This window comes from Asanoa sp. WMMD1127 (genome assembly GCF_029626225.1).
Lineage (GTDB): Bacteria > Actinomycetota > Actinomycetes > Mycobacteriales > Micromonosporaceae > Asanoa.
Window position 1 is genome coordinate 6,719,536 of record NZ_JARUBP010000001.1, and the last position, 20,049, is coordinate 6,739,584.

Annotated in this window: 17 protein-coding genes; 2 read left to right on the forward strand and 15 right to left on the reverse strand. The window is 71.3% G+C overall.

Annotation, left to right across the window (positions count from 1 at the left end):
• Positions 1 to 12: 12 nt before the first annotated feature.
• The 4 genes from kdpA to O7635_RS32130 all read right to left on the reverse strand — a co-directional run bounded on the left by kdpA (position 13) and on the right by O7635_RS32130 (position 3,377).
• The gene (gene kdpA, locus O7635_RS32115; RefSeq protein ID WP_278084242.1) at positions 13 to 1,668 is read right to left on the reverse strand and encodes a potassium-transporting ATPase subunit KdpA; all 1,656 of its coding nucleotides are present in this window, start codon (positions 1,666 to 1,668) and stop codon (positions 13 to 15) included.
• Entirely contained in the window at positions 1,668 to 1,757 is a 90-nt protein-coding gene (kdpF, locus tag O7635_RS32120; protein ID WP_144022757.1) for a K(+)-transporting ATPase subunit F, read from the reverse strand. The genes kdpA and kdpF overlap by 1 nt, the downstream gene beginning before the upstream one ends.
• Positions 1,758 to 2,089: 332 nt before the next feature.
• Positions 2,090 to 2,947, reverse strand: a complete 858-nt coding sequence (locus O7635_RS32125; RefSeq protein ID WP_278084243.1) for a hypothetical protein — start codon at positions 2,945 to 2,947, stop codon at positions 2,090 to 2,092.
• A 34-nt stretch (positions 2,948 to 2,981) separates the two neighbouring features.
• Positions 2,982 to 3,377 carry a GNAT family N-acetyltransferase gene (locus O7635_RS32130; protein ID WP_278084244.1) on the reverse strand — a complete coding sequence of 132 codons (396 nt, stop codon included), beginning with the start codon at positions 3,375 to 3,377 and terminating at the stop codon, positions 2,982 to 2,984.
• Between the two features lie 441 nt (positions 3,378 to 3,818).
• On the opposite strand from O7635_RS32130, the gene O7635_RS32135 reads away from it, so the two are divergent.
• Positions 3,819 to 4,418 carry a G5 domain-containing protein gene (locus O7635_RS32135; RefSeq protein ID WP_278084245.1) on the forward strand — a complete coding sequence of 200 codons (600 nt, stop codon included), beginning with the start codon at positions 3,819 to 3,821 and terminating at the stop codon, positions 4,416 to 4,418.
• A 1-nt stretch (position 4,419) separates the two neighbouring features.
• Here O7635_RS32135 and treZ read toward each other — a convergent pair whose 3' ends face one another.
• The 7 genes from treZ to O7635_RS32170 all read right to left on the reverse strand — a co-directional run bounded on the left by treZ (position 4,420) and on the right by O7635_RS32170 (position 15,858).
• A complete protein-coding gene (gene treZ, locus O7635_RS32140) occupies positions 4,420 to 6,165 on the reverse strand; it encodes a malto-oligosyltrehalose trehalohydrolase (RefSeq protein WP_278084246.1) in 1,746 nt (581 codons plus the stop codon).
• On the reverse strand, positions 6,162 to 8,474 hold the full coding sequence (treY, locus tag O7635_RS32145) for a malto-oligosyltrehalose synthase (RefSeq protein ID WP_278084247.1): 2,313 nt from the start codon (positions 8,472 to 8,474) through the stop codon (positions 6,162 to 6,164). Before treY ends, treZ begins: the two co-directional genes overlap by 4 nt.
• A gap of 10 nt (positions 8,475 to 8,484) precedes the next feature.
• Entirely contained in the window at positions 8,485 to 10,602 is a 2,118-nt protein-coding gene (glgX, locus tag O7635_RS32150; RefSeq protein WP_278084248.1) for a glycogen debranching protein GlgX, read from the reverse strand.
• A gap of 149 nt (positions 10,603 to 10,751) precedes the next feature.
• A complete protein-coding gene (locus O7635_RS32155; protein ID WP_278084249.1) occupies positions 10,752 to 12,035 on the reverse strand; it encodes a citrate synthase in 1,284 nt (427 codons plus the stop codon).
• 137 nt (positions 12,036 to 12,172) lie between these two features.
• Positions 12,173 to 14,230 carry a sulfatase-like hydrolase/transferase gene (locus O7635_RS32160; protein WP_278084250.1) on the reverse strand — a complete coding sequence of 686 codons (2,058 nt, stop codon included), beginning with the start codon at positions 14,228 to 14,230 and terminating at the stop codon, positions 12,173 to 12,175.
• Entirely contained in the window at positions 14,223 to 15,641 is a 1,419-nt protein-coding gene (locus O7635_RS32165; protein WP_278084251.1) for a methyltransferase, read from the reverse strand. The genes O7635_RS32160 and O7635_RS32165 overlap by 8 nt, the downstream gene beginning before the upstream one ends.
• Positions 15,642 to 15,648: 7 nt before the next feature.
• A complete protein-coding gene (locus tag O7635_RS32170) occupies positions 15,649 to 15,858 on the reverse strand; it encodes a hypothetical protein (RefSeq protein ID WP_278085689.1) in 210 nt (69 codons plus the stop codon).
• 277 nt (positions 15,859 to 16,135) lie between these two features.
• Here O7635_RS32170 and O7635_RS32175 point away from each other — a divergent pair, with 277 nt between their 5' ends.
• Positions 16,136 to 16,525, forward strand: a complete 390-nt coding sequence (locus O7635_RS32175) for a VOC family protein (RefSeq protein WP_278084252.1) — start codon at positions 16,136 to 16,138, stop codon at positions 16,523 to 16,525.
• Here O7635_RS32175 and O7635_RS32180 read toward each other — a convergent pair.
• From O7635_RS32180 to O7635_RS32195, 4 genes are read right to left on the reverse strand one after another with little or no spacing between them, the layout of a single operon-like run.
• Positions 16,522 to 17,208, reverse strand: a complete 687-nt coding sequence (locus O7635_RS32180) for a helix-turn-helix domain-containing protein (protein WP_278084253.1) — start codon at positions 17,206 to 17,208, stop codon at positions 16,522 to 16,524. The genes O7635_RS32175 and O7635_RS32180 overlap by 4 nt on opposite strands.
• A gap of 30 nt (positions 17,209 to 17,238) precedes the next feature.
• Positions 17,239 to 17,421 (reverse strand): hypothetical protein, encoded by a 183-nt coding sequence (locus O7635_RS32185; RefSeq protein WP_278084254.1) that lies wholly within the window; start codon positions 17,419 to 17,421, stop codon positions 17,239 to 17,241.
• 42 nt (positions 17,422 to 17,463) lie between these two features.
• Positions 17,464 to 19,113 (reverse strand): HAMP domain-containing sensor histidine kinase, encoded by a 1,650-nt coding sequence (locus tag O7635_RS32190; protein ID WP_278084255.1) that lies wholly within the window; start codon positions 19,111 to 19,113, stop codon positions 17,464 to 17,466.
• Positions 19,091 to 19,831, reverse strand: a complete 741-nt coding sequence (locus tag O7635_RS32195) for a response regulator transcription factor (RefSeq protein WP_278084256.1) — start codon at positions 19,829 to 19,831, stop codon at positions 19,091 to 19,093. Before O7635_RS32195 ends, O7635_RS32190 begins: the two co-directional genes overlap by 23 nt.
• Positions 19,832 to 20,049 lie beyond the last annotated feature (218 nt).

Here is a 20,049-nt window from a genome sequence, read left to right on the forward strand (position 1 = left end):
GTGGACGGCGGCTCAGAGGCCTTCGGCCAGCGGGCCGAGAGCGAGGGCGGGCAGGAAGGTCAGCGCGACCAGGATCACGGTGACGCCGACGAGCATCGCGACGAACAGCGGCTTGTGCGTCGGCAACGTGCCCTTGGACTCCGGCACCGGCTGCTGGCTGGCCAGGGATCCGGCCAGGCCGAGCACCATGATGATCGGCAGGAACCGGCCGAACAGCATCGCGAGACCGAGCGCGGTGTCCCACCAGCCCGTGTTGACGGTGATGCCGGCGAACGCGGAGCCGTTGTTGTTGGCCGCCGACGTGAACGCGTACAACACCTCGGAGAAACCGTGTGGCCCGACGTTCAGCATCGTCATGTGGTTGTCCGTCGCCATCGCCGCGGCCACGCCGGACAGCACCAGCAGCGGCGTGATCAGGAAGTAGATCGACGCGAACTTGATCTCGCGAGCACCGATCTTCTTGCCCAGGTACTCCGGAGTCCGGCCGACCATCAGGCCGGCGACGAAGACGGTGATCACGGCGAGCACGAGCATGCCGTAGAGACCCGCGCCGACACCGCCCGGCGCCACCTCACCGAGCATCATGTTGAACATCGGCATCATGCCGCCGAGCGCGGTGTAGGAGTCGTGGAACGAGTTGACCGCACCGGTCGACGTCAGTGTGGTTATCGAGGCGAAGGTCGCGGAGTTCGAGACGCCGAACCGCATGTCCTTGCCCTCGAGCGCGGCGCCGACCGCGTGCGGGACCGTCCCGGCGCCACCGATCTCGAACACGTTGGTCAGGGCGATGCTGGCGATGGCCAGGATGCCCATCACGGCGATGATGGCGTAGCCCTGCCGGTTCTGGCCGACCATCCGCCCGAACACCCGGGGCAGCGACACCGGGATCAGCAGGATGAGGAACAGCTCGATCCAGTTGGTCCAGCTCGTCGGGTTCTCGAACGGGTGCGCGCTGTTGACGTTCATGTAGCCGCCACCGTTGGTGCCGAGCTCCTTGATGACCTCCTGGCTGGCCACCGGCCCGCCGGTGATCGTCTGGGTGCCGCCGGTCAACGTGGTCACGTCGTGGCCGCCGGAGAAGTTCTGCACCGCTCCGCCGATGATCAGCACGATCGCGCCGAGGACGGCGACCGGCAGCAGGACGCGCAGCGTGATCCGGGTCAGGTCGACCCAGAAGTTGCCGAGCTCGTTGGTCCGACGGCGGGCGAAACCGCGGACGAAGGCCACGGCCACCGCGATGCCCACGCCGGCGGAGACGAAGTTCTGCACCGCCAGGCCGGCCATCTGCGACAGGTGGGTCATGGTCGACTCACCCGAGTACGCCTGCCAGTTCGTGTTGGTCACGAAGGAGACGGCGGTGTTCCAGGCGATGTGGTTGGTGACGCCGGGGAAGTCCGGGTTCGGCCACAGCACGTTCTGGAGGCGGAGCAGCCCGTAGAGGAACAGGAGCGAGATCGCGGAGAAGGCGAGCAGGCTGCCCGCGTACGCCTTCCAGCTCTGCTCGCCCTCGGGGTTGACGCGGAGCACTTTGTAGATGCCCCGCTCGGCCACCGAGTGACGGCTGCCGACGACCACGCGGTACATGTAGTCGCCGAAGTACCTGTAGGCGACCGCCAGAACAGCGACCAGCGAGAGGATGAACACCACGCCCGCGGCAGTCATGCTCATCAGAAGCGCTCCGGGAACAGCAGGGCGGCGAACAGGAAGACCGCCAGCGCGGCCGAAACGATCAGGCCGATCAGGTTGACGGCGCTCACAGCTTCGACACCCCCCGCACGACCAGTCCGAGGATGGCGAAGCACGCCACCGTCACGAGTACCAGCAGCACGTCAATCACGTGCGTAACTCCTATTCATCGAATCGAGGGCAGCCTGGACGTCGGACAGGCGCCAGAAGGATGAAATCCGCTCTGATTCGGTCGCGGAACGGGTCGCGACGACTTCCATACGCGGCCCGACGCTTTCTTGACGCGTTCGCTACGCGGCGGTGACCGGCACCACGCGCGGAGCGAGCACGCCGGGCGGCTGGCGTACGGGTTCCGGCGCGCGGATGAAGTCCGGCACGGTGATGGGTTGCGGCCGGCGGGACGTCAGACCTCGGCGAGCCCGCGGGCGCCGAAGGTCTCGATCCGCTCGCGGACGAGCTCGCCGCGGGTGTTCAGGTCGCGGACATAACGCACCACGCACTCGAATCCCGAGGGAAACCTGCGGTGGTACGCCGCCATCTCCTCGAGGTTGTCGAACGCGGCTCGGGCCGTGGCCAGCGTGCCGAGCCCGTGGGCGCCGGCAAACACGAGGAACGAGATCAGTTGCCCGGTCGGCTGTCGCCGGTCGGCCCGGACGACGATGCCGTGCTCGACGGTCGTCGAGCCACTCGGCACCTCGGGCCGGAGGTCGCGGATGCCGTGGTACTCGTCGAGACGCGAGTCCCACACGGTGTTGCGGCCGCCGCGCGTCACGTGGCGGTAGCTGCAGCCCAGCCGCTCGGTGAGCGCCCGGGTACGCGGGTTGACGTCGTCGCCGCCGATCAGCACGAGGTTGCGCCCTTCGGCTGCGCCGCTGCCGGCATCGATGACCGAGAGGACGTGCGGCATGCCGGCCTCGTCCAGCCGGCGGTTGATGTACATCAACGCCTGCAGGTCGCCCAGCCCGATCAGACCGGAATTCTCCTGTGCGTCGAGGTGGTTCGTCAGGCGTTCGCCCAGTTTCCGACGGTCGTCCGGGCTGAGGACGTCACGGAAGAGCTCGTCAACGGCTTCCGCATCGAGCAGCACATCGGCCTGGAGGCGGCCGACCGCGAAGGAGCATCGGTCGCCCGAGAAGGGCTGCCAGAAACGGCGCGGGCCGCGGAACCGGTAGCGCCGGGCCGCCGCCTGCCACGCCAGGCCGACGAGAAAGCCGATGAACGCGGCGACCAGGTTGATCGCCACGTCGAACCACGCGTCCACTCGGCGCTCCTCCCCAGCGTCGGATGGGTCCTGGCTACGTCAGTCGGTGTGCGAACTCCTGCTCGTGCCGGCCGTCGGGAAGCGGACCCTCCCGCCCCGTCGGCGCGTAGCCGTGCGACTCGTAGAGGCGCAGCGCGGCGTCGTTGCCGCGGACGACCCAGAGGCCGAGGGTGGTCTCGCCGCAGCCGCGGGCATAGGCCTCGGCGTAAGCCAGCAGGTCCTTGCCGATGCCCTGCTTGCGACTGGGCGGGTCCACCCACATCGCCTCCAGATGGAGGCGGGGAGACTCGTCCGGGTAGTTCGCGACCCGTCCCAGCCCGACCGCGACGTCGCCGGTCCAGGCGATGAACCAGTGTGACCGCTCGCAGGCCGCCATCCAGTGCGCCCGCGACCAGGACGCTGGCTCGCCGGGCTCGGAGAGAAACGCCATGGGCGACTCGTTGAGCGCGCGGATCCGAATGTCCCGCAGGTCGCGCCAACTCTGCGGGGGCACCGGTGTGACGGCGGGTCGCGCTGGTGTGCTGCTCAAACCTCGTCTCCGCTCAGTAGGGCTGCCAAACAAACGCCGCCCAGGACCGCCGGATACGGCTCGGCCGGCGAATGCACACGGACTGTGCACACCACCCCACTGAGAGCGATCGATTCATGGCCACCATTAGAAACCTTGGAGCGCTCTCCGTCCAGACCCGCCGTCGCACACCGTGTGCGGTCCGCGCAAGGCCGCGACGCCTCAACCGGATGGGTTGTCAGCCGGTCGCTCTTCGAATGACCGCCTTCGCGTCGATCGGGTGGGGTGGAGACGCTTGTCGGGGGTCACGGTCCGTACGAGAGTGCGTGGTGGCCGGCATCGGTCCGGCGACAGACTGCGACGATGACGAATCGAGGCGTGGTGGCGCGGATGGTGGCCGTCGGCGCGGCGGTGGTGCTGGTCGCCGGGTGTGGCAGCGCGACACCGACCAGGCCCGTCGACGCCGCCCTGCCCGTGCCGACCGGGATCGCGGCCGTCGAGCAGACGCCGGAGGCGGTCGAGCCGAGCGCGACCGAAGCGGCGCCGGCCGCGCCCGTTGTCGAGACGAAGATGGTCAAGGAGACCAAGCGGATCGCGTACGCGACCCGGACCGTCAAGGACGCGACGCTGGCGTCCGGCACGAAGAAGGTGCGCACCAAGGGTGTCGCCGGGCAGCGGACGCTGACCTACGAGGTGACGCTGACCGACGGGAGGCAGACCGCCAAGAAGCTGGTGAGCGACGTCGTCACCCGCAAGCCCGTCACCCAGGTGGTCGCCGTCGGGACGAGGACCGCGACCCGCGAGTGCGACCCCAACTACAGCGGCTGCGTGCCGATCGCGTCCGATGTGGACTGTGCCGGCGGGAGCGGCAACGGGCCCGCCTACGTCAGCGGGCCGGTCAAGGTCATCGGCGACGACATCTACGGCCTGGACAACGACGACGACGGCTACGGCTGCGACTGACTCAGGCGAGAGCGACGATCACCGCGGACTCGGCCGGGAGCTGCACCCCGTCGCGCATGACCGTCGCGCCCGTTTCCGTGGCCAGCAGGACCGAGCGGATGAAGCCCGGCAGGGTGATGCGTTGCGGCTTTCCGGCCAGGTTGGCCGCGACCGCCACCCCGCCGCGGTGCATGACCAGCCACTGGTCGCCGTGCGTTACCTCGATCTTGTCGAGGCGCGGGTCGGACAGGTCCGGGTGCGACTTCCGCAGCGCGATCAGGCGGGTGTAGAAGGCCAGCAGCTCCGCGTGCTCCGGCTTGTCGATCTCGGCCCAGTCCAGGCGCGACCGCAGGTAGGTGGCCGGGTCCTGCGGGTCCGGCACGTCGCCCTCAGGCCAGCCGTGCGCGGCGAACTCGCGGCGCCGGCCCGTGACGACCGCGGCCGCGAGCTCCGGCTCCGGGTGGCTGGTGAAGAACTGCCACGGCGTCGTGGCGCCCCACTCCTCGCCCATGAACAGCATCGGGGTGAACGGCGCCGTGAACAGCAGCACCGCGCCCACGCGGAGCAGGCCCGGCGACAGCGACGCCGTCAGCCGGTCGCCGACCGCGCGGTTGCCGATCTGGTCGTGGTTCTGGAGGTACGCGACGAAGCGGTGACCCGGCACGCGGGAGCGGTCGACCGGCCGCCCGTGCACCCGCTGGCGGAACGACGACCACGTGCCCGCGTGGAAGAACGCCCCGGTCAGCACGTCCGACAGCGTCTGCAGCGACCCGAAGTCGGCGTAGTAGCCCTGCCGCTCCCCCGTCAGCAGCGTGTGCAGCGCGTGGTGGGCGTCGTCGTTCCACTGCCCGGTCAGGCCGTAGCCGCCACCCTCGCGCGCGGTGATCAGCTTCGGGTCGTTGAGGTCGGACTCGGCGACCAGCGACAGCGGCCGGCCCAGGTGGGTCGAGAGCGTGTCGACGGCGACCGCCAACTCCTCCAGCAGGTGGGTGGCGCCGCGGTCGACCAGCGCGTGCACGGCGTCGAGCCGCAGCCCGTCGACGTGATAGTCGCGCAGCCAGGACACCACGCTGTCGACGATGTAGGAGCGGACCTCGCCCGACAGCGGCCCGTCGAGGTTGACGGAGGCGCCCCAACTGTTGCCGGGGCCCTCGGACAGGTAGGGGCCGAACATCGGCGCGTAGGCCCCCGAAGGGCCGAAATGGTTGTAGACGACGTCGAGGACCACCCCCAGCCCACGCTGGTGGCAGGCGTCGACGAAACGCTTGAGGCCGTCGGGCCCGCCGTAGGACTCCTGCGGCGCGAACCAGCAGACCCCGTCGTAGCCCCAGTTGTGGTCGCCGTTGAACGCGCCGACCGGCAGCAGCTCGACCAGGTCGACGCCGAGGCGGACCAGGTGATCGAGGCGCTCGATCGCCGCGTCGAACGTGCCCTCGGGCGTGAACGTGCCGACGTGCAGCTCGTAGAGCACGCTGCCGGGCAGTTGCCGACCGGTCCAGCCGCCGTCCGACCAGGCGTAGGCCGACTGGTCGTAGACCCGGCTGAAACCGTGCACGCCGGCCGGCTGCCACGCCGACCGCGGGTCGGGCAGCGCCTGCTCGTTGTCGTCCAGCACGAACGCGTAGTCGGTGCCGGGCCCGGCGGACGGCACGTCGAGCGTCCACCAACCGGCCCGCGCCGGGTCCCGCGAGAGATCGAGGTCATCGCCGGCCGAGAGGCGCAGCCGCACCCGGGACACGTCCGGGGCCCACACGGAGAACACAGTCACGGCGCCACCACGGGTTCGGCGGGGGTCAGCAGGGCGACCGGATAGCGGCCCAGCAGGTCCGCCATTGGCACCCGACGACCACTGTAGACCTCTCCCGTGAACGAATCAGTAAAACGCCGCGAAGACGCGGAGTCATCGGGAACGGACGGAAGGCTCAGGTACGTGTCGCCCCAGCCGCCCCGCAGCGACAGCCCGACCGGCAGCCGGGTGGCCACCGCGATCGCGCCGCCCCGGTCGAACGCGACGACGTGGTCCGCCGCCGGCCCGAACGCCGGCACCTGCCGGTACGACGAGAACAGCGACGGCTGGTCGCGGCGCAGCCGCAGCGTCCGCGAGACCACCAGCAGTTTGGCCGCCCCGGTCTCGTCGATCGGCGGCAGCCACCCCTCGTCGAGCCGGCCCAGCAGCGCCGCCCGCTCGCCGAAGTCCACCGGCCGCCGGTTGTCGGGGTCGACCAGCGAGTTGTCCCACAGCTCCGTGCCCTGGTAGACGTCGGGCGCCCCCGGCATGGTCAGCTGCACCAGCTTCTGGCCGAGCGCGTTGGACCAGCCCGCCGGCGTGATCTCACCGGCGAAGGTCGACACCGACGACGCCAGCGCCGGGTCGTCGTAGATCGCGTCGACCACCGCGTGCAGGGCCGTTTCGAACGAGGCGGACGGCGACGCCCAGCTCGTCGACACCGACGCCTCCCGGGCCGCCTTCTCCACGTACGCGTGGAGCCGTTCCCTGGAAATCGGCCAGGCGCCGGCGACCGTCTGCCAGAGCAGGTGCGCGAAGGCCGGGTCCGGCAGCGGCGCCGCGGCCATCCACTGGCTCAGCGCCCGTTCCCACCGGTCCGGCACCTCGGAGAGCACCGCCAGCCGGGCCCGCACGTCCTCGCCGCGCTTGGTGTCGTGCGTCGACAGCGACGTCATCCCGCGCGGCCAGGAGCGCTGACGGCGCGCGGCGGCCCCGTGGAACTCGCCCAGCCCGACCCCGAACCGTTCCGGCGCCCCGCCGACCTCGTTGAGGGCGACGAACCGGGTCCACCGGTAGTAGGCCGTGTCCTCCACGCCCTTGGCCATCACCGCACCGGTCAGCTGGCTGAACCGCTGGCCCAGCTCGTCGGCCGGGTCGCGCAGCCGGGCGGTGAGCGCGTCCAGCGTCGGGATCAGGTCGGGTCGCCGCCGACCGGCCTCGGAGCGGGCGCGGGCGAGGTGGCGCAGCCCGTCGGACCCGTAGGACCGGTAGACCGGGAAGTTGGCCGCCAGCTCGGCGAGCCCGGCCGCGGCGTCCGGCAGCTCCGGGGTCAGCGCTGAGAGCCGGCGCAGCTCGGCCGGGAAGAGCCGGTGCGCGGCCTCGAGCTTGCAGGCGTGGGTGAGCTCGGGCCACGACACGGTGACCCCGGTCAGCGACGTGTCCAGGGCGGTGAAGGCCCGTTCGCCGGCCGGGTCGACGAACAGGCCGCAGACCTCGCGCAGGGCGTCGTACCCCGTGGTCCCGTCGACCGGCCAGGCCGGGGGCAGCTCCTCGCCATATTCGAGGATCTTCTCGACGACCAGCCACGCGTCCGGGGCGGCGGAGCGCAGCCGGGCGAGGTAGCCCACCGGGTCGCGGAGCCCGTCGGGGTGGTCGACCCGGAGGCCGTCGACGTCGCCGGCCGTGACCCAGCGCAGCACCTCGGCGTGCGTCGCGTCGAACACCGCCGGGTCCTCGACCCGCAGGCCGGCCAGGTCGCTGATCGCGAAGAACCGGCGGTAGTTGAGCTCGCTGTCGCCGCGCCGCCAGCCGACCAGCTCGTAGTGCTGCCGGGCGTGCACCTCCCGCGCGGTCCCGGCGCCGGTGCCGGGCGCGATCGGGTAGCGGTGCTCGTAGTAGTGCAGCTCCCCGTCCTCGACCTTGAGCGCGTCGAGGTCGCCGTCGTGGCCGAGCACCGGGACCAGGATCCGGTCGCGGGACCAGTCGATGTCGAACCAGTCGGCGTACGCGGAGTCCCGCCCGTGCTCGAGCACGTCCCACCAGGCCGGGTTGGCCGCGGGCACCGCGATACCGGCGTGGTTGGGCACGATGTCGACGACGAAGCCGAGCCGGGCCAGGCGCAGCGCGGCCACCAGCCGTCGCCGGCCCGCCTCGCCGCCGAGCTGCGGATTGGCCTCCCGGTGGTCGACCACGTCGTAGTTGTGCGCCGAGCCGGGCGCCGCCGTCAGCAGCGGCGCGCTGTAGAGGTGGCTGGCGCCCAGGTCGGCGAGGTAGCCGGCGATGGCCGCCGTGTCGTCGAAGGTGAAGTCGGGGCGGATCTGGACGCGGTAGGTCGCGGTCGGCGTCGCCATCCCCGGCTCCCTAGATCGTGCGGTCGAGGACGACGAGGGACCGGTCGGGCACCACGATCGACGCGCCGGCCTCCACCACCTGCTGTCCCTCCTGCGGATACTCCGCCGTGCTGATCACGGACTCCCATTTCTGTCCGTACTCGTGGCTCGGCACGGTGAACCGCAGGTCACCGTCGTGGGCGTTGAAGCACAGCAGGAACGAGTCGTCGAGGTGCCGCTGCCCGAACTGGCCGCGCTCGCGGATGCCCTCGCCGTTGACGAAGAGCATCACCGCCCGGCCGAAGTGGTTGCCCCAGTCCTCGTTGGTCATCTCCCGACCTTCGGGGGTGAACCAGGCGAGGTCCGGCAGCGGCGCGCCGGCGCTGCGGGTCTGCACCGGCAAGCCGCTGAAGAACCGCCGCCGGCGGAACACCCGGTGCCGGGCCCGGAACGCGGTCAGCTTGCGGACGAACGCCAGCAGGTTCTCGTCGACGTGCTCCCAGTCGACCCAGCTGAGGTCGTTGTCCTGGCAGTACGCGTTGTTGTTGCCGCGCTGGGTGCGGCCGAGCTCGTCGCCGTGGCCGATCATCGGCACGCCCTGCGAGAGCAGCAGCGTCGCGAGGAAGTTGCGCCGCTGCCGGGCCCGCAGCGCGAGCACGCCCGGGTTGTCGGTCGGGCCCTCCACGCCGCAGTTCCAGGACCGGTTGTGGCCCTCGCCGTCACGGTTGTCCTCGCCGTTGGCCTCGTTGTGCTTGTCGTTGTAGGACACGAGGTCGTTGAGCGTGAACCCGTCGTGGCAGGTGACGAAGTTGATGCTGTGGAACGGCCGGCGGCCGTCGTCCTGGTAGAGGTCGGCCGAGCCGGAGATCCGCGACGCGAACTCGGCCAGTGTCGCGGGCTCGCCGCGCCAGAAGTCGCGTACGGTGTCGCGGTATTTGCCGTTCCACTCGGTCCACACCGGCGGGAAGTTGCCGACCTGGTAGCCGCCGGGCCCGATGTCCCACGGCTCGGCGATCAGCTTGACCTGGCTCACCACCGGGTCCTGCTGGACGACCTCGAAGAACGTCGAGAGCCGGTCGACCTCGTAGAACTCGCGGGCCAGCGTGGCCGCGAGGTCGAAGCGGAAGCCGTCGACGTGCATCTCCTGCACCCAGTAGCGCAGCGAATCCATGATCAGCTGGAGGGAGTGCGGGCTGCGCATGTTGAGGCTGTTGCCGGTGCCGGTGTAGTCGACGTAGTACTTCCGGTCCTGCTCGGAGAGCCGGTAGTAGCTGGGGTTGTCGATGCCCTTGAAGCCCAGCGTCGGGCCCAGGTGGTTGCCCTCGGCGGTGTGGTTGTAGACGACGTCGAGGATCACCTCGATGCCGGCCGCGTGCAGGGTCTTCACCATGCCGCGGAACTCCTGGACCTGCTGGCCGAGCCGGCCCATCGCCGAGTAGCCGTGGTAGGGCGCGAAGAAGCCGATGGTGTTGTAGCCCCAGTAGTTGCGCATGCCGAGGTCGACCAGCCGGTTGTCGTGCACGAACTGGTGCACCGGCATGAGCTCGATCGCCGTCACGCCCATCGTCTTGAGGTGCTCGACGATCGCCGGATGACCGATCCCGGCGTACGTGCCGCGCAGCTCCTCCGGGACGCCGGGGTGCCGGCGGGTCAGGCCCCGGACGTGCGCCTCGTAGATGACCGACTCGTGGTAGGGAATCCGCGGCGGGCGGTCGTTGCCCCAGTCGAAGTAGGGGTTGACCACCACGGCCTTCGGCACGAACGGCGCCGAGTCGGTGGTCGACATCCGGTCGGGATCGTCGAAGTCGTAGTCGTAGACCGCCGGGTCCCAGCGGACGTCGTCGTCGATCGCCTTCGCGTAGGGGTCGAGCAGGAGCTTGTTGGGGTTGCAACGGAGGCCGGCGCTCGGGTCGAACCGGCCGTGCACCCGGTAGCCGTAACGCTGGCCGGGCTCGACGCCGGGCAGGTAGGCGTGCCAGACGTAGGCGTCGACCTCCTGCATGGTGACCCGGCGTTCGTTGCCCAGCCCCCACTCGTCGAACAGGCACAGCTCGACACCCTCCGCGACCTCCGAGAAGAGGGCGAAGTTGGTGCCGGTGCCGTCGTAGGTGGCCCCGAGGGGATAACGCTGGCCGGGCCAGACCTGCATGTGACGCGAGCCTCCTGTGGTGTACGAGCGGCACCGGCCGGGTCCCGGCCGGTGCCGCCTATTGCCCCACCGACGGTAGCGTCAATCCTGCGAAGGCGTCCGGTGACGACCTTCACCGCGCAATTTGCCGGATCTTGTGCAGATTACCGTCAGCGCTGCTCGATGTTGACGTAGTCGCGCTTCGGAGCGCCGGTGTAGAGCTGGCGCGGGCGACCGATCTTGGTGGCCGGATCGGTGATCATCTCCCGCCACTGCGCGATCCACCCGGGCAGGCGGCCCAGGGCGAACAGCACGGTGAACATCCGGGTCGGGAAGCCCATCGCCTTGTAGATCAGGCCGGTGTAGAAGTCGACGTTCGGGTAGAGCTTGCGGGACACGAAGAAGTCGTCGCCGAGCGCGATCTCCTCGAGCTGCATGGCCAGGTCGAGCAGCGGGTCCGGCTTGCTCATCCGGGACAGCACGTCCTGCGCCGACTTCTTGACGATCGCGGCGCGCGGGTCGTAGTTCTTGTAGACCCGGTGCCCGAAGCCCATCAGCTTGACGCCGGCCTCGCGGTTCTTGACCTTGTTGACGAACGCCTTGACGTCGCCGCCGTCGGCCTGGATCTGGCCGAGCATCTCCAGCACGGCCTGGTTGGCGCCACCGTGCAGCGGACCCATCAGCGCGTTGACGCCGGCCGCGACCGACACGAACATGTTGGCGTTGGCCGAGCCGACCAGCCGCACGGTCGAGGTGGAGCAGTTCTGCTCGTGGTCGGCGTGCAGGATGAACAGCATGTCGAGGGCCTTGGCCATGACCGGGTCGACCTCGTATTTGGTCGCCGGCACGCCGAAGGTCATCCGCAGGAAGTCCTCGACGTAGCCGAGGGAGTTGTCCGGGTAGAGCAGCGGCTGGCCGATCGACTTCTTGTAGGCGTACGACGCGATCGTCGGCACCTTGGCCAGCATGCGGATCGTGGAGATCTCGACCTGGTCGCGGTCGAACGGGTCGAGGCTGTCCTGGTAGAAGGTCGACAGCGCGCTGACCGCGGAGGAGAGCACCGGCATCGGGTGCGCGTCGCGGGGGAAGCCGTCGAAGAAGCCGCGGAAGTCCTCGTGCAGGAGGGTGTGCATGCGGATCTTGTCGGTGAACTCGGCCAGCTGGTCCGAGGTCGGCAGCTCGCCGTAGATCAGCAGGTAGGTCACCTCGAGGAAGCTCGAACGCTCGGCCAGCTGCTCGATCGGGTATCCGCGGTAGCGGAGGATCCCCTCGTCACCGTCGATGTAGGTGATCTCGGACGAGGTCGCGGCGGTGTTGACGAAACCGGGGTCGTAGGTGACGTAGCCGGTCTCCTTCAGCAGCGCGCCGACGTCGAGGCCCGCGGGGCCCTCTACGGCCGGGCGTACCGCCATCGAGAGCTGTCCGGCCGGGTGGTCTAGCTTGACATCGGTCATCAGGTCCTCGCTTTTGACGGGTGGGGGGATGTCGCATCGTTGTTACGCCTCAGTACAACGGTAATCGTTTAGCATGATCGGCCGGAATCACGCCCTGGTCCCCGTTGGCGAGGGATTTACCACACCCTGGAACGCCATTATGCGTTCGGCAGTCGCCGCAACCCGTCGCCGGTGACCTCGTAGACTGCCACGTCGTTGCTCCCGGGCCGGAAGAGACCCTCGTCGGGGACCAGCGCCGCGAACCGCCGGCCCTGCTTGTCGGCCCAGGTCGCCTGGGTGACGGCGCCGATCCGGCCGTTGATCGCGATCGCCAGGGGCGTGCCGTCGCGCACCGCGCCGGGCAGCTCACCGTAGACCAGCGCGGGGAGCACGCCGGTGTCCGGCGCGACGTCGGCGAACGCGGAGGCATTGTCGATTTTCACCCGCGGGCCGGTGGTTTCGCTGACCCTGTGCGCGTCGACGGGCTGTCCGATCAGTTCCGGGTGGATCCGGGGCGCCATGTGCGGACCGGCCCGGCCGGTGATGATCTTCTGGAATGTTCCGGTATCGGAGACGTTAACCGGTTTGCCGGGGACGTCGCTGTAGGTGTGGTCCGGGGTGTTCCGCGGCGAGGCGGACGCCGGGCGCCCGTCGACCTCCCACGGCACCGAGACGCCGGCGAGCTCGGCCACCGTCGGCAGCAGGTCGACGTGCTGCCAGTTGCGGTCGTCGACCGCGCCGGCCGCCTGCGCCGGGGTCCGGACGAACAGCGGCACCCAGAGCACCTCCTCGGGCGAGGCGTCGACGGCGCCCATCCCCCGGCCCTGGTGGTTCATCGTGAACGAGACGCCGTGGTCGGCCGTCACGATCAGCGCGGCCCGGTCCCACAGCCCGGTCTGCTTCATCCGGTCGATCATCTTGCCGACCAGCCGGTCCGTGTAGCCGACCTGGGCCAGGTGGCGGTCGCGGGCCGTCTCGACCCAGCCGGGCCCGTCGAGCGGGAAGTCCTCCGGCGCCTCGTACCGCGTGCCGGACGGCAGGTAGTTCCACGGCGTGTGCGGCATCAGCAGGTGCAGGAAGTGCAGCTTCGGGCGCGGCGTCGGGGTCAGCCCGTCGAGGAACGAGGTGAACCGGGACGGCTGGTTGTCGTCGAGGCTGTCCCAGCGGAACTTGGGGTCGCCGGGCGCCACGCCGGAGCGCGCCTCGGCGAGGGTGTCCTCGCGGTAGGACGCCTCGGGATCGCTGGCCGGCTCGTCGCGCGGCGAGGCGATCTGGCGGAACAGGCCGGCCACCTCGCGCAGCAGCGCCGGCAGCCCGCCGGGCCGGTCCCGCCGCTCTTGGGCGTCACACTCGGCCGGCGGGCACAGCTCGGTGATCGTCTCCTGCACGTCGGTGTCGTAGGTTCCGCCGAGCAGGGTGAACAGGTTGTCGGGGTAGGCCGCGTAGTGCGGCGCGACCTCCTTGGCCGGGTGGCGGCCGGTGAGCATGGCCGGCATCGCGTAGGGGGTCCAGCCGCTGACACCGGTCGCGTTGCGGTACCAGGTGGAGCTGTCGGCCAGCGCCGCGATGTTCGGGTACTTCGCCTTGTCGATCCGCCCGTCCGGGCCCAGCAGGCTGACCAGCGGGAACTCGTCGAGCATCAGCATGACGACCGGCGGGTGGCTGTCCCTGGTCTGCGTGACGTCGGCCCGGGCCTTGAGCGCGGCCGAGGGCAGCACGACGGCCGAGGTCGGCGACGCGAACGCGAACAGGGCCACGAACACCAGCGGGCCGATCGCCGCGATCCGCATCAGCTGGCCCGGGACGCGCCAACGCCAATAGGCGTACGCGATGCCGGCGCCGACCGCGACGCCGAGCGCGGCCAGCGGTAGGCCGCGCATGGGCAGGAGCTGCTTGCCGAACTGCACGGCGATCGCGGCCACCAGCAGGCCGACCGTGGTCGCGTGGGTGATCCGGCGGGTGCGCGCGCCGACCAGCCCGGTGAGCGCACCGAGTGCCCAGAGCGCCAGCGGCGGCACGACCGTGACCAGGGCGACGAGCAGCAGGATCTCGCCCCGGCCGGCGCCGTAGAACAGGAAGAAGTCGGGACTCTGGCCGGTGACGTCGAGCAGGGGCTGGGCGATGGCCAGGCCGCACAGGGCCAGGATCTCCAGCAGCGGGGCGATCTCGCTCTTGGCCCAGGTCCGTACCCGTTTGCGGGGCTTCTCGTCAGTCACGCCGGACGCCCGCGATCAGGGTGCGGCTGCCACCGGGCAGCGTCTCCCTTTGCGCGATGTCGAAGCGCTCGCCGAGCAGCCGGACGAACGTGTCCACGTGGTAGTCGGGGAAGAGCCCGTCGGGCTTGTTGGCCAGCAGGCGCCGGGCCATCGGGTCCTCGGCGTGCACGAACTCGACGACGACCGTGCGGCCCATGCCGGTCAGCCAGTCGACGATGCCCGGCAGCGGCACGTTGCGGCCGATCGCCAGGTGGTGCACGAGGGCCAGGGCGAGCGTGACGTCGGCCCGGGCCGCCCGGGCCGCGAAGCCGGCCCGCTCGACGCCGCCCCAGCCGCCGCCCGGCGACGGGTCGGCGAGGTCCATCACGATCGGCAGGATCCGCTTGTCGCCCTCGGCGCGCAGCTGGCGGTAGAGCGTGTCGACCACGGCGGGGTCGGCCTCGACGGCGACCACGTGCTCCGCCTTGGCCGCGGCCTGGCGGGAGAAGATGCCGTCGTTGGCGCCGAGGTCGAGCACCAGGCGCGTCGTCGCCGCGGCGGACAGGGCCTGGTCGACGAACCGCTGCTTGGCCGCCCGGTCGTCGTCGGAGTAGCTGCAGGTCTCGCGGTAGCCGCCCCAGTGCGTGGCCGGCGGGGCCCAGTCGAGCTTGTCGACGAGCTTGGTCATCGCGCGGACGGCGGCCAGCACCAGCTCGCTGTTGAAGCCGGCGTCGCGCAGCTGCTCGCGGACGGCCCCCGTGCTCCGGTCGGCGTTGCGCGACTGGACGCTGTCGTGCAGGTGGACGTGCTTGAGCACGCCGGCCGCCAGCCGCTTGGTGCCACCGAGCAGGCGGCGCATCTGGGCGGGCTCGATGCCGTCGATCTGGGCCCGCAGCAGCGGCCGCGGGTCGAGGTCGAGGTGGGCCTGCAGCATCAGCGGGTAGAGCAGCGTCTGGCAGAACTGGCGGTAGCCGGCCCACGGCTCGCCGGGCTTCGCGGGCTCGAACGAGCCGACGTCGATGAACTCCGGCGCGGCGCCCCGCCACTGCAGGTTGTAGGCCGAGCCGTCCTTCATCGTGAAGCCGGCCTTGAGCGCTTCCTGGAGGAGCTCGAGGTGGAGCCGGGCGGCGTCCTGCCGCATCGCGTGCGACCACTCGTAGGGATAGCTCACGAACGGCAGCGGCGCGTGCCGCAGCGTGGCGCTCCAGGTGCCGGGCGCGCCGGGCAGCTCGCGGTCGACCTCGTCGGTCGCGGTGACCGTGCCGTCGGCCTGGGTGCGGGCGAAGAAGTCGCTGGCACGCAGCGCCTTCCAGTCCTGGGCGGCCTGCGCCCCCAGCCCGCGCAGCACCTCGCCGTCGGCGTGGAACACACGGGTCTGGGGGTCGCGGAAGGAACCCGGCTCCGCGTGCGGCCGGGTGTGTTCTGGTGTCACCGAACGCTCAGTCCTTGTCGGCCGTCGCCGGCGTGGTGGTCTCCGCCGCCGGCGCGCTCGTGGCACTGGACTCAGCTGGCGTCTTGCGGCGGAAAACGCTGGTCAGCCGCCGCCAGTAGAGCTTCGCGGCGACCACGACGCCGGCCGTGCCGGCCACCACCGCCTGCACGATCAAGCTGCCCGACCCAGCGTCCAGGTAGGCCAGATGAGGCTCCATCCGCCCGTCTCCTCCCTCGTCGCACCCACGCGTCATCAACCGCCCCCGCGGTCGCGCGCGGTGTTTGTCTGCCCCGGTCCTCCCCGGCACCGCGTCATCGCGAAGACCACGCCTGTTTCCCACCGTGACAGGAGTTAGTCATGTGCCGTGCCCCGACCCTACGCTTGAGATCGGATTAGCGCAGCGTCCGCAGCGTACCGTCTGATGTGTTTTGTCCGGCATGTGCGGGTCCGATTCGTTCAAGACCTGAGGCCGCGGCCGGGCCTACGGTGCGGTCATGACATTGCGAATCGATCTTTTCGGGCTGGTCGTGGCCGATATGGCGCGGTCGTTGGCGTTCTACCGTGCCCTCGGGTTGGCGATTCCGGCGTCCGCCGACAAAGAGCCGCACGCCGAGGTCGCGCTGCCCGGCGGGCTGCGGCTCGCCTTCGACACGGTGGAGACGATCCGGTCGTTCGACCCGAAATGGCAGGCGCCGACCGGCTCGGCGCGGACCGCGATCGCGTTCCGGTGCGACTCACCGGCCGAGGTCGACGAGGTCTACGCGCGGATGACGGCGGACGGCTGGGACGGCGGCGTCGAGCCCTTCGACGCGTTCTGGGGTCAGCGCTACGCGACGCTGCACGACCCGGACGGCAACGGCGTCGACCTGTTCGCGGCGCCCTAGTCGACGAGGTCGCTCAGTGTGACACCGGCCAGGGCGCGCACGTCGCGGGACAGGTGCGGCTGGTCGGCGTAGCCGGCGTCGGCGGCCGCCGTGGCCTTCGGCGCACCGGCGCGGAGCAGGGCCAGCGCCCGGCGCAGCCGCAGGATGCGGGCCAGGGTCTTGGGGCCGTAGCCGAACAGGTCGCGGCTGGCCCGGTGCAGGTGGCGCTCGGTGAGACCGAGGCCGGCGGCGGTCTCCCCCACGGTGCGGCCGGCGGCCAGCGCCGCCGTGATCGCCCCGGCTCGCCGGTCGGGACCGCCGACGGCGGCCAGGCGCGCGGCCGCGACCCGGTCGAGCAGGTCACCGGGGTCGTCGCCGCCCATCCGCTCCTCGATCTCGCGCACGGTCGCCGCCGGCCAGACGGCGTCGAGCCGGACCCGCTGGTCGGTGAGCGCGGCGGCCGGGACGCCGTAGACCGCGGGGCCGGTGCCGGGTGGGAAGCGCAGGCCGACGATGCGCTCGCCGGCGGTCAGGGTGGCCAGCGCGGCGGTGGTGTCGGGGCCGGCGATGACCAGGCCGGTGCGGCTCGACCAGATCAGGTCGGTGCAGCCGTCGGGCAGGATGCGGGCCTGGCGCGCGGCGGGCACGGTGCGCCGCCAGATGACTCCGCCGGTGCGCGGGGCGCGGGACTCGTGCGGGCTCATGGTGGGGATGCTCGCATCCGGGTACGACAGTCAGTCGTCCTCGCGGGCGCGGTTGTCCCCGTTGTTCCTGCCGGCGCCGAGAGCGATGCCGATCGCCAGGCCGATGCCGATTCCCGCGCCGATGCCGATGGCGATGTTGTCGAACACCGTCAGGCCGAGCACGATGCCGATGGCCAGGCCGATCGCGATGCCGGATCCCATGGTGCGGGCCATGTCTGTTTCGTACCCGGTGGACCCGTTTCACAAACGCGGCCATCAATCAGGGCGGGCAGCGTCCGGATTAGCGGCATCCGCGAACAGCGGCAGGCGTACGGTGAAGGCCGTCCGGCCCGGCTCGCTGGCGACCGTGACCTCGCCGCGGTGGGCGCCCACGACGGCGGACACGATGGCCAGGCCGAGGCCGGTGCTGCCGGCGCCCGCCCGCGACCGGGACGAGTCCCCGCGGGCGAACCGGTCGAAGACCTCCCCCTGCAGCTCCGGCGGGATGCCCGGACCGTCGTCGGTGACCGTCAGCAGGGCGCTTCCGTCGTCGGTGGTCAGTCCGGTGACGACGGTGGTGCCGGGCGGAGTGTGCACACGGGCGTTGGCGAGCAGGTTGGCGAGCACCTGGTGCAGGCGTGGGCCGTCGCCGCGGACGAGGATCTCCTCGGTCGGCAGATCCAGGCGCCAGTGGTGGGCGGGACCGGCCACGTGGGCGTCGCCGACGACGTCGAGGACGGTGGCGGTCAGGTCGACGGCGTCGGCCTCCAGCGGGCGGCCGGCGTCAAGTCGCGCGAGCAGCAGCAGGTCGTCGACGAGGCTGGTCATCCGGGCGCTCTCCGACTCGACGCGGCGGATGGCGTGGGCGACGTCGGCGGGCACGGGGCCGGGGTTGCGGCGGGTCAGCTCGGCGTACCCGCGGATGGCGGCCAGCGGGGTGCGCAGCTCGTGGCTGGCGTCGGCGACGAACTGGCGTACGCGGGTCTCGCTGGCCTGGCGCGCCTCGAGCGCGTCGCCGACGTGGGTGAGCATCCGGTTGAGGGCGGCGCCGACCCGGCCGACCTCGGTGTCGGGGTCGGTGTCCTGCTCGGGCACCCGCATCGGGAGCGCGACCTCGCCCCGGTCCAGCGGCAGGGCGGTGACCTGGGCGGCGGTGGCCGCGACGCGTTCCAGCGGGCGCAGCTCACGGCGGACGACGAGGGCACCGGCGCCGCCCGCGAGCAGCAGGGCAGCGAGGGCGATGGCGGCCTCGATCAGGACGAGGTCGCGGACCGTGTCGTCGACGGCGTCGAGCGGGAGTCCGATCACGACGGTGCGGCCGCTGTCGTCGCGCGCGGCCAGCCGGTACTCGCCGAGGGTAGCCAGGTCGCGGGTGTGGGCGCGACCGTCGGCGGGGACGCTGGCCAGGGCGGCGTGGGCCGCTGCGGGCACGGCGAGGATCTCGGTGGTGGAGTCGGGGTCGCGGCGGCCGGACAGCGCGACGGCGCCGTCGTTGACGACGGCGGCGAGGGTGTCCGGGGGTTGGCCGTTGATGGCGGGGCCGACATCGACCCAGTCGTACGGCGGGGGTGGCGGGTCCGGCGGTCCGCCGCGGCGGGGCGGGGGTGGGCCGTTGCCTTGGCCGTCCGGTGGCCGGTCGCCGTCGGGGGGCGGTCGGTCGCCGTCGGGTGGCCGGTCCGGGCGCACGCCGGCCGGGGGCAGGCCGGCCCGCTGCGCAGTGGCGGTGAGCTGGCGGTCGACCTGGCCGATCAGGGATTCGCGCAGGGCGATCGTGGTGATCGTGCCGGCGGTGAGCAGGACGATCGCCAGCAGGGCGATCAGGACGACGAGCAGCCGGGCGCGCAGGGTGCGCCGGCGTCTGCCACGAGGCGCCGGAGGCGCCGGGGAGGGCGCCTCCGGCGGCTCAGTCGGCGGGCTTGAGGACATACCCGGCGCCGCGCAACGTGTGGATCATCGGTGCGCGCCCGGCGTCGATCTTCTTCCGCAGGTACGAGATGTAGAGCTCCACGACGTTTGCCTGCCCGCCGAAGTCGTAGTTCCACACCCGGTCGAGGATCTGGGCCTTGCTGAGCACCCGCCGCGGGTTGCGCATCAGGAACCTCAGCAGCTCGAACTCCGTGGCGGTCAGTGCGACCAGGCTACCGGCGCGGCGCACCTCGTGGGAGTCCTCGTCGAGGGTGAGGTCCCCGACGGTGAGCACGGCCTCCTCGCGCGCGCTGACCCCGACGCCGGCGCGCCGCAGCAACGCCCGCAGCCGCGCCACCACCTCCTCGAGGCTGAACGGCTTGGTCACGTAGTCGTCCCCTCCGGCGGTCAACCCGGCGACCCGGTCCTCGACGGCGTCCCGCGCGGTCAGGAAGAGCACCGGAACGTTGGGCGCGTGCACCCGCAGCCGCCGCATCACCTCGAGCCCGTCGAAGTCGGGCAGCATCACGTCGAGCACCACGACGTCGGGCGTGAACGCCTTGGCGGCGTTGACGGCCTCGGTGCCCGAGCCGGCGGCCCGCACCTCCCAGCCCTCGTAGCGGAGCGCCAGCTGCAGGAGGTCGGTCAAGGTCGGCTCGTCGTCGACGACGAGCACCCTGATGGGCGCGCCGTCGAGCCGCCGAAAGTCCGCCAGCCGCCCATCCCCGATCGTGACCATGCGCCCCATCGTCCCGACCTTCCCTGTGCCTCCCTTAGCCGTTCCCTGTGTACCACCTGTGCGCCCGCTAAGCGCACCCACCAATGGGGACAGTTGGTCGCCCGCACGCCGCCACCCCCGCCGAGCCGCCGAGCGTTGGGCTTGTCGCGCGGGCATGGCTTGATGCGTCAGCGAATTTGTCCGGCGGGAGCGACGGTCCGGACCACCGCGGGCCCGGG